The sequence below is a fragment of the Aeromonas sp. ZOR0002 genome, assembly GCF_963866995.1.
Taxonomy (GTDB): Bacteria; Pseudomonadota; Gammaproteobacteria; order Enterobacterales; family Aeromonadaceae; genus Aeromonas; species Aeromonas caviae.
The window spans coordinates 5,068-15,156 of the sequence record NZ_CAWMFQ010000377.1; the positions used below are offsets into that span (position 1 = coordinate 5,068).

General features: G+C 64.3%; 8 protein-coding genes. 2 read left to right on the forward strand and 6 right to left on the reverse strand.

Going from position 1 to position 10,089, the window contains the following annotated elements:
- On the reverse strand, window positions 1–1,082 hold a 1,082-nt coding region (gene astB / locus AACR77_RS20310), incomplete at its 3' end, for an N-succinylarginine dihydrolase (protein WP_231563160.1).
- Between the two features lie 361 nt (window positions 1,083–1,443).
- Between astB and topA the strand changes: the two genes are divergently transcribed.
- Both topA and AACR77_RS20320 read left to right on the forward strand, forming a co-directional pair.
- Window positions 1,444–4,065: a type I DNA topoisomerase gene (gene topA / locus AACR77_RS20315; RefSeq protein ID WP_010673895.1), complete on the forward strand. Its 2,622-nt coding sequence runs from the start codon at window positions 1,444–1,446 to the stop codon at window positions 4,063–4,065.
- 115 nt (window positions 4,066–4,180) lie between these two features.
- Window positions 4,181–4,351: a hypothetical protein gene (locus tag AACR77_RS20320; RefSeq protein WP_164882955.1), complete on the forward strand. Its 171-nt coding sequence runs from the start codon at window positions 4,181–4,183 to the stop codon at window positions 4,349–4,351.
- Between the two features lie 83 nt (window positions 4,352–4,434).
- Here the strand turns inward: AACR77_RS20320 and AACR77_RS20325 are convergent, their stop codons facing one another.
- The 5 genes from AACR77_RS20325 to AACR77_RS20345 all read right to left on the reverse strand — a co-directional run.
- Entirely contained in the window at window positions 4,435–4,785 is a 351-nt protein-coding gene (locus AACR77_RS20325) for an MGMT family protein (RefSeq protein WP_039040524.1), read from the reverse strand.
- Window positions 4,786–4,851: 66 nt separating this feature from the next.
- On the reverse strand, window positions 4,852–6,405 hold the full coding sequence (locus AACR77_RS20330) for a methyl-accepting chemotaxis protein (protein ID WP_042880320.1): 1,554 nt from the start codon (window positions 6,403–6,405) through the stop codon (window positions 4,852–4,854).
- Window positions 6,406–6,597: 192 nt separating this feature from the next.
- On the reverse strand, window positions 6,598–8,454 hold the full coding sequence (locus AACR77_RS20335) for a beta-N-acetylhexosaminidase (RefSeq protein ID WP_042880322.1): 1,857 nt from the start codon (window positions 8,452–8,454) through the stop codon (window positions 6,598–6,600).
- A gap of 67 nt (window positions 8,455–8,521) precedes the next feature.
- On the reverse strand, window positions 8,522–9,394 hold the full coding sequence (locus AACR77_RS20340; RefSeq protein WP_042880324.1) for a BadF/BadG/BcrA/BcrD ATPase family protein: 873 nt from the start codon (window positions 9,392–9,394) through the stop codon (window positions 8,522–8,524).
- 104 nt (window positions 9,395–9,498) lie between these two features.
- Window positions 9,499–10,089: glycoside hydrolase family 9 protein (locus AACR77_RS20345; RefSeq protein ID WP_042880325.1), on the reverse strand; the 591-nt coding region annotated here is incomplete at its 5' end.

Below are 10,089 nucleotides of genomic sequence, written 5' to 3' on the forward strand. Positions count from 1 at the left end.
ATGCTCTGTTTCACGTCCATGTAGTGCACCCCCTTGATCGGGGTCCCCAGGGTCACCAGCTTGGCCAGATAGGCCGACACCGCCGGGTTGTCGCGACATTCGGTGGGGGCGATGATCGCCATCTCGCCGGATGGCAGGGTGAGGATCTGGGTGTTGAACAGATAGGACTTCACCGCATCCTGCACCGACACCTCGGCAGTCGGCACCTCGATGAAGTGCAGCTCGCCGTCGCCGAACTTGGTGCGCACCTCGGCCAGCGCCGAGGCGGTGTTGAGGAACGCCTGCTGGTGGAAGAAGAGCACGTTCTGGTTGCCCACCGCGATGACGTCGTTGTGGAACACCCCCTGATCGATCACGTCCGGGTTCTGCTGGATAAAGACGGCGCTCTCATCCCCCAGACCGTGCAGGCGGGCGATGGCCTGGCTCGCTTCCAGGGTCTGGCGGGCCGGGTAGCGTTTGGGTGCCGGCTGGGAGACGTCGAAGGCGCTGCGGCCATAGACGAACAGCTCGACCCCCGCTTCGCCATAGGCGCGGCACAGCCGGGTGTGGTTGGCGGCGCCTTCGTCACCGAAGTGGTCGTTCTCCGGCAGATGCTGGTGGTGATAGAAGTGGCGATCGTTGTTGAACACGGCCCGCAGGATGCGCCCGGTCACCTCGGGCTCCAGGGAGCGGTGGAACTTGTTGGTCAGGTTGGCGGGGGTGAAGTGAATGCGGCCATCCTGGGTGTCGGCGCTCGGGGAGACGGTGGCGGCGTTGGCAGTCCACATGCTGGAGGCCGAGTAGCAGGCGGCCAGCACGGCGGGGGCCTGTCTGGCAGCCTGGGCCAGGACGCTGGCGTCGTTGCCGGTGAAGCCCAGGCGGCGCAGGGTCGCGAGATCCGGTCTCTCCTGTGGCGCCAGCACGCCCTGCACCATGCCGAGGTCGGTCAGCGCCTTCATCTTGCGCAGCCCCTGCTTGGCCGCTTCCTTGGGGTTGGAGGCCTCTTTGGCGTTGCTCTGGGAGGCGACGTTGCCATAGGAGAGGCCGGCATAGTTGTGGGTGGGGCCGACCAGGCCGTCGAAGTTGACCTCGAAGTGCTTCATGATCACATCCTTTCGATTTTTATATGGGGAGCGGTTCCTTCCGCGCACAAAGCTGCGGTGTGCGGCCATTATAAAGAGATTTCATCCTTTGTAACAAGCTGATAACCAGAATGGGTTTTTATGTCACAAGGGTGGCTGGATATGTCATTTCCAATCTAAAAAAGGGGGGGGATATAGCATAAAAACAAAAAAGCGGTTGCTTCCCGCGCCCCGGCTTCGCATTAATAAATAAAGAAGCAGGGCGGTTCGGGCTGTCGGGCAAATTGACCCGCAAGATTGCTTTTTCCCGTCAAATCTCTTATACAGCCCCACAAAACCGCACGCCAACCCCGTCGGGTGCAATGAGGATAATAGTTACAGCATGGGCAAATCACTGGTCATCGTGGAGTCTCCGGCCAAGGCCAAGACCATCAACAAATATTTGGGCAAGGACTACGTGGTGAAATCCAGCGTAGGCCACGTGCGCGATCTGCCGACCAGCGGCAGCGCCAGCACCGAGCCCAAAAAACCTGTCATTCGCGGCATCAAGCTCAGCGAATCCGAGAAGGCGGCCAAGGATCGCAACGCCCTGTTCTCAAGGATGGGCATCAACCCGACCGCAGGCTGGCAGGCCAACTACCAGATTTTGCCCGGCAAGGAAAAAGTGGTCAGCGAGTTGCAAAGTCTGGCCGCCAAGGCCGACACCATCTATCTCGCAACCGACTTGGATAGAGAGGGGGAAGCGATCGCCTGGCATCTGCGCGAGATCATCGGTGGCGACGACAGCCGCTACAAGCGCGTGGTGTTCAACGAGATCACCAAGAGCGCCATCCAGGAGGCGTTCGCCCAGCCGTCCGAGCTGAACATTCATCGTGTCAACGCCCAGCAGGCCCGTCGTTTCCTCGACCGGGTTGTGGGCTACATGGTCTCCCCGCTCTTGTGGAAGAAGCTGGCCCGCGGCCTCTCCGCCGGTCGGGTGCAATCTGTCGCGGTGCGCCTTATCGTCGACAAGGAGCGCGAGATCAAGGCGTTCGTGCCGGTGGAGTTCTGGGATCTCAACGCCGACCTGCTCACCGCCGAGAAGAGTGAGCTGCGCATGGAGGTGGTCAGCCGCAACGGTGCCGACTTCAAGCCGGTGACCCAGGCCGAGACCTTCGCCGCCGTGGCGGCCCTGGAAGGGGTCGACTACAAGGTGGTCAACCGGGAAGACAAGCCGACCGGCTCCAAGCCGTCCGCCCCCTTCATCACCTCCACCCTGCAGCAGGCGGCTTCTACTCGTCTGAGCTTCGGGGTCAAGAAGACCATGATGATGGCCCAGCGTCTCTATGAAGCGGGTTACATCACCTATATGCGTACCGACTCCACCAACCTCAGCAAAGAGGCGGTGGACGCGGTGCGGGAATACATCGGCGAGCAGTATGGTGCCGCCTACCTGCCGAGCGAGCCGAACCTCTACGGCGCCAAGGCCAATGCCCAGGAGGCCCACGAGGCGATCCGCCCCTCCAGCGTCCAGGTGACTGCCGAGATGCTGGAAGGGATGGAGCCCGATGCCATGCGGCTCTATGACCTCATCTGGCGCCAATTTGTCGCCTGCCAGATGACCCCGGCCCAGTACGACTCCTCCACCCTGACCGTCAAGGCAGGAGAGTTCGAGCTCAAGGCGCGCGGTCGCACCCTGCGCTTCGCCGGCTGGACCAAGGCCCTGCCGCCCATGGGCCGCAAGGGTGAAGACAGCCAGCTGCCGGCGGTGACCGTCGGCGAGGTGCTGAAACTGGTCAAGCTGGATCCGCGCCAGCACTTCACCAAGCCGCCCGCCCGCTTCACCGAAGCGGCCCTAGTACGCGAGCTGGAAAAGCGCGGCATCGGCCGTCCGTCCACTTACGCCTCCATCATCTCCACCATCGTCGACCGTGGGTATGTGCGGGTCGAGAGCCGCCGCTTCTTCGCCGAGAAGATGGGGGAGATCGTCACCGACCGCCTGGTGGAGAACTTCGTCGAGCTGATGAACTACGAGTTCACCGCCAAGATGGAAGACAAGCTCGACGGCATCGCCGAGGGGAGCCTGGAGTGGAAGAAGGTGCTCGACGCCTTCTACGCCGAGTTCACCCAGGAGCTGGAGCAGGCCGACAAGCCCCATGAAGAGGGAGGCATGCGTGCCAACCAGATGGTGCTGACCGATATCGACTGCCCGGATTGTGGCCGCAAGATGGGTATCCGTACCGCCACCACCGGCGTCTTCCTCGGCTGCTCCGGCTATGCCCTGCCGCCCAAGGAGCGCTGCAAGAAGACCATCAACCTGGTCAGTGCGGACGAGTTCGTCTCCGCCACCGACGGGGACGAGGCGGAAACCGATGCCCTGCGTGCCAAGCATCGTTGCGGGATCTGCGGCACCGCCATGGACGCCTACATCATCGACGACAGCCGCAAGCTGCACGTCTGCGGTCGCAACCCGGATTGCGATGGCTACGAGGTGGAGCAGGGGCAGTTCAAGCTCAAGGGCTACGAAGGGCCGAGCATCGAGTGCGATCGCTGCGGCTCCGAGATGCAGCTCAAGAACGGCCGTTTCGGCAAATACATGGGTTGCACCAACGAGAGCTGCAAGAACACCCGCAAGATCCTGAAAAATGGCGATATTGCACCGCCGAAAGAGGATCCGGTACCCCTGCCCGAGCTGAAATGCACCCAGTCCGACGCCCACTTCGTGCTGCGGGATGGCGCCGCCGGCCTCTTCCTGGCCGCCAGCAACTTCCCCAAATCCCGCGAGACCCGTGCGCCCCTGGTGGAGGAGCTCAAGCGCTTCCGCGATCGCCTCTCCCCCAAGCACCAGTACCTGGCGGACGCCCCGGCGTCAGATCCTGACGGAAACGCCTCCGTGGTGCGCTTCAGCCGCAAGACCAAGGAGCAGTACGTGATGACCGAGGTCAACGGCAAGGCGACCGGCTGGACAGCCCATTACGACAACGGAAAATGGCAGGAGAGCCTGCCCAAGGCGAAGAAAGCCTGATGGCGACGCCGCTCACAGCATGATGAAAGAGGCCCCTTGCGAGGGGCTTCTTTGTTGGTGGATGGCGATATACTGGAATGGCTGCATGGATGGCAGCGCAAGACAGGGAGTTGTCATGGAGATACATGAAATACGGCCGGGCATGACCTGCCTGACCCGTGAAGGGACAGCCTATGTGCTGGAGGTGGACAGACAGAGTCTGCTGGTGCTCTTGCAACGGGAGGATGAGACCATCCCGGTACAGGTGCGCAGCGATGACATTCTGGGACCCATTGCCGGCGACTAGGGAAGAGAACGTGACGGAGGGCGACCACAGAGGCCCTCCCTTTGTTGCAAGAACGCCCATCCCTTCGGGACGTGCCAGCCTCGTCAGAAGGGAACCAGAAAGAGCAGCTCGGCCAGGTCGGGCTGCCACTGCCACTCCCGCATCCTGACCCGCCCGCCAATCACGGGCACCCCCTCCTCCTGCAGCAGCCCCGCTTGCTTGTCAAAGCCTGCGGATCCTTTTGGCAGCGAAATGGTGCCTGCCGCCCCCAGCACCCGATGCCAGGGCAGCACCTTGTCGGTTTCCCGCAACACCTTGCCCACCAGTCGTGCTCGTCCGGGCAGGCCCGCGAGATCCGCCACCTGGCCGTAGCTCACCACGCGGCCGGGGGGGATCAGGGCCAGGATCGCCTCGATGCGGGCCGTCTTGTCCAGGGGGGGCGCGTTCGTTCTCATGATGATGGCTCGTCAAAAACAGCAGAAGCGCCATTGTGGCGCTTCTGTCATGGGGCTTGCAATCTGTCAGCCGAAGGTCTGGCTCAGTCCCCTGAGCTCGCGGGCCCGCCTGAGCAGCTCCTGGCTGGAGTCGTCCACCGCCTGGATCTTCTGGCTGTTGGCGCGGGAGTATTCGGAGATCTGGTGGATGTTGCGGCTGATCTCCTCCACCACCACCTGCTGCTGCTCCGCGGCGGCGGCGATCTGGGTGGAGAATTCGGTCACCTGATCGATTTCACCCAGCACCAGGTGCAGGTTGCCTGATCCCTGGCGGGTCATCTCGACGCATTCCCGGGTCTGGGCCAGGTTGTCCTGCATCATGCCCTGCCAGCGCTCCAGGGTGTGCTGGATCTGGCTGATGCTGCCCTGGATCTGCTCGGTCGCCTTGTGGGTACGGGTCGACAGGGTGCGCACCTCGTCCGCCACCACCGCAAAGCCGCGCCCCTGCTCGCCGGCACGGGCGGCCTCGATGGCGGCGTTGAGGGCCAGCAGGTTGGTCTGCTCGGCGATGCCCTGGATTTCACCCATCACGCTGCCAATGCGCTCCGACTCGCTGGCGAGCTCCACCGCGGAGTGGAAGGCCTGCTCCGCCTGGCTGGCCAGCCTGGTCATCTGCTGCTGGGTCTGGTCCAGCTGTTCCACCGTGCTCTGGCAACTGCTGCGTGCCTCGGTCACCTGGCCGTTGGTGTCCTGGATGTTGCGGGCGATTTCGTGGGCGGTGCTTGCCATCTGGGTCATGGCGGCCGCCATCTGCTGGGTCTGGGCATCCTGCTCGTTGATGTCGAGGAAGGCGCGGTGTGAGGAGTCCTGCAGATCGGTTGCCAGGGCCTGAAGCGGATGGGTGGCATCGTCGACCCGCCCCAGCACGGTGCGGATCCGGGCCTGCAGCATCTTCAGGTGAAAATCGGCGATGGCACCCGGTGCATCCCCCGAATAGACCAGCCGGGTCAGGCTGTCATATTGCTGACCGAGCTGCCTGAGATAGCGGGGCAGGGCGATGAGCTCGCGCCAGTAGGCGCCCGCAATGGCGAGGGGGGGAAGCAGCATCAGCAGCGCGGTGAGGGGGCCCTGGGTGAGGGCGGCCCAGACCAGCAGCGCCAGCAGCGGCAGGCCGAGCATCAGCGGCCTGAAACGGCGCAGCGAGGGGCGGGCCGGGGTGCCCCGTTGCTCGGCCGAAAGCAGGGTCCGATAGGCCTGGGCGGCAGCCTGCTTGAGCTGGGGGTCGGGCTTGCAGCGCACCGACTGGTAGCCGCTTATCTTGCCGTGCTCGTAGATGGGGGTGACGTAGGCGTCGACCCAGTAATAGCGGCCATCCTTGCAGCGGTTTTTCACCACTCCCCGCCAGGGGTTGCCCTCCTTGAGGCGATCCCAGAGGTCGGCGAAGGCGGCCTTGGGCATGTCGGGGTGGCGAACCAGGTTGTGGTTGTGGCCGACCAGTTCATCGACCTGGTAACCGGCGATGCGGCAGAAGGCGGGGTTGGCGTAGGTAATGACGCCGCGCAGATCCGTGGTGGAGACGAGTTGCACGTCGGCGGGAAATTCCACTTCACTGTCCACGACCTGGGCGTGTTTGCGGGCCATAAGGGTAAGCTCCGATCTGTTTGCTGATTGTTATTGTGGCGGAACCGCAGGGAGATGCATCCCCTGTCTGGTTTCATCGGGGGCCTTATTTTGCCAACAAAGGCAGATGAAAAGTAGGGGCTAGGTTGGGTTTTTGTTGTCGGTGGGTAAAAAAACGGCGACCAAAAGGTCGCCGAAAAGAAAAAGATAACACTACCTCTGTGGCACCCGGTAACGCACTTGCAACTGGTCGAGGATGTGCAGCTGGCCGGGCAGACGGGCGACGAAGTGCTCCCACACCTTGCGGGCGGGAGTGCTCCAGGCCACCTCTGCCGTGGCCAGCATGCGCGGGAACAACATGTAGTCGAGACGATCGCGAGAGGTGATCAGTTCCGACCACAAGGGGCTCAGCACCCCCAGGATGTTATCGTTGGCATGGAAATCGGCCGGGGCAGGATCGCATGCATGCACCTGCGCCAGGTTGAGGGTACCCGCCCAGTAGAGTCCCGGCTCATGGATGTCCTGACTCCAGGCGAGATCCAGATAGAGGTGCTGGGCAGGCGCCATCACCACGGGGTAACCGGATGCGGCGGCATCCAGGCCGGCCTGGAAGCTGGTCCAAGCGAAGACGGTGGCCTCCCGGCTCACCTTGTCACCGTGAAGTATCTCCTCCCACCCCAGCATCTGCTTGCCCTTGCTGGCCAGGTACTGCTGGCAGTGGCGCAGCAGGTGGCCCTGCAGCTCGCGGCAATCCTGATACCCTTGCTCGGCCATCAGTTGCTGGCAGGCGGGACTGTCGGTCCAGACGCCGGTGGGCACTTCGTCCCCCCCCATGTGAACCTGACTCCCGGGGAAGAGATCGCACACCTCGTCCATCACGGCGTCCAGGAACCGGTAGGTGCCGGGCAGTGCCGGGTTAAGCACGTTGTCGTCGAAATATTGCACCGAGAGGTAGCGGGAGTGGTCTGCCTCTTCCACCAGCAGCTCGGGTAGCGCCTTGATGGCGGCGTGACAGTGCCCCGGGATGTCTATTTCCGGAATGATGGTGATGCCAAGCCCGGCGGCGTAGGTGACCAGCTCGCGCACCTCGCTCTGGGTGTAGTAACCGCCATAAGGGTCGGGGCCGCCGCTCAGCTGGGGCCCCACCGCCAGGCCATGGCCGCGCCAGGCTCCCACGGCGGTCAGCTGGGGGAAGGCCTTGATCTCCAGGCGCCACCCCTCGTCATCGGTGAGGTGCCAGTGGAAGCGGTTGAACTTGTAGAGGCTCATCTGCTTGAGCAGGCGCTTGAGGGTGGCGATGGAGTGGAAGTGGCGGGCACAGTCGAGGAAGATGCCGCGAAAACCGAAGCGCGGTGCATCCCGCACCGTCAGGCAGGGCAGGCTCTCTCCGTGTTGCAGCGCCCACTGGGCCAGGCTCACCAGCCCGTGTCGCCAGCCCGCCTCGCCGGCGGCCCGGATGACGATCTCCTCAGGGGTGATGGTGAGCTCATACCCCTCGGGGGGAAGTGTCGCCTCGACGAGGTGGATCTCCGCATCGTGATCCTGGGTCAGGGCCAGGCCTGTCAGCTCGTTGAAATGGGCTAGCAGGGAGGCGAGGGGAACGGGGCCGTCGACGTGGGCCCGCTCGGCCAGCCGGAAGTTGCCTTCTGTATAAATCAGGTGGGCGGGTTGGGGCACGAGGCCGTTGACGGCCTCCACCTGTGGCAGGTCGGGGCCCGGGGAGGGCGGGTTGGTCAGGCCAAGGTCTTCCCCCTCCAGCACCAGGGGTTGCAGCTGTCCCTTGCTCTCCAGGCTCAGGAAGAAACCCTTGGGCATATCGGAGTCATGCTTGAGCGGGGTGTTGCGACAACAGAAGCGCAGCTCGCTCACCCCCTCGTGGGGCACCATGACCTTGTAACTGCCGCTCTGGCGCTCCAGGGTGCCCCCTTCGATCGAGTGGGGATCGATCTGGCGGGCGAGGCAGAAGTGGAGTTTCCAGGGGGCTGCTGGCAGTTGGCTCAGGGTGAAGCGAAACCAGACATCGTCACCGTCACGGTGATCGACCCGGGTGTGGATCAGGGGTGCGGACATGGGAATTCCTCTGATGGGGTGAAGGAAACGGGAGCCTGTCCCGCAGGTGTTGTCGGCCCGACCAGGCTCAGGGATGCAGACATGGCAGCGCCTCCGTCCTGGCAAACAGGATGGCCCCCTCCAGCGCGTCGCGCTTGGGGGCGACCAGATGGAAGTGGCCCAGACGGGGGGCGAGGCGCGTGCCGATGCCGCCCAGCAGGGCGATCCGGTCTGCCCCGAGCTGGGTCATGCCCTCCAGCAGCATGCCGAGCTGGGCACAGGTCTCATCCAGCAGGGCGGTGGCGAGCTCGTCCCCGTCGCTCGCGGCATCGAATACCCAGGGGGCGAAGCGGCCATAGTCGGCCGGTATGGCGCGCGCAGCCCAGCGCACTACCTCGGCCTGATCCCGCCTGAAGTGATCCATCAGGCGCACCGCCAGGGTGCTGGGGGGCAGGATGCCGTCGTGGCAGAGCAGGGACTGCTGGATGGCGCGCAGCCCCAGCCAGGCGCCGCTGCCGAGATCCGAGACGGGGAAGCCGCGACCCGAGCAGGTGCGAAGGCGCCCCTCCCGGTAGATGAGTCCCGCCGAGCCGGTGCCCGCGATCAGGATGGCCCCCTCCTGGCCGTCGAAGGCGCCGAGGCAGGCACCAAAGGCATCGGAGGTGAGCTTCACCCGCGCAAACGGGAAGGGCATGGTCAGCATGGCGTGGTAGCAGTCGGCGAGCTCGGCGGAGGCGAGTGCGAGCCCGACTCCCATCCGCTGTTCGCTCTCTCTGGGCAGACCCGCTTCGATGCGGGCCTGATCGATGGCAGCCAGCACATGGCCGTGGGCGAGGGCGATGCCCAGCTCCAAATTGGAGCCGGCGGCGCGCCCCTCGCCGAGCAGCTTGCCTGCGTTGTTGCGAATGCGGGCCCGGGTGTGGGTGCCGCCGCCATCCACCCCGACCCAGAACTCAATCATGGGGGCCTCCCTGCGCGCTTTGCCAGGTGACGGCCAGGGTAAACCTGGCTGGCGGTATGGAGGATCCAGGGCTCTCCCCGGTGCCAGTGATGTGTGAACCGCTCTCAATCATGGTGGCCTCCTTGTGCGCTCTGCCAGGTGATGGCCAGGGCGAACCAGGCGGCGTGCGGGATCCATTGCTCCCCCCAGCGCCAGTTCTGATCCAGCCGATCCTTGTACGCCTCTGGAATAAAGGCCACGTCATTTTCGTCATCGAAGCCGGCGGTGATGCCGTTGCAGATCCCCCCCTGTGCATTGGGGTAGCCGGCGGTGTATTCCGGGTTGTTGATGCCCTGACCCGCCAGCATGCAGGTGTTGAAGGGGTTTCTCCCCAGGATCCAGTCGAGCTGCTGCTGGCCGAAGGTGCGCAGCAGTGCGCTCTGCCCGGGCAGGTGCTGTGCGGCAGCAAACGCCATGGTGGCGAGCGACGCGAGGCGAGCGTTCTCCCCTTGCCACCAGTAACCGGATTCGTTGTGGTGGGGCATGAAAAAGCTCACCCGGGGCGCCTCATCGACCCCTTTCACATACTGGCGGGCGAGAGCGAAGGGATTGCCTGCCCGGGCCGCGAGGGCCAGCTCGGCCGCCAGGGCCTGCTCGGCGACGGTCCTGGCCGCCCACTGGCGCGCCGGATCCGGCTCGATGGCGAGATAGTCCAG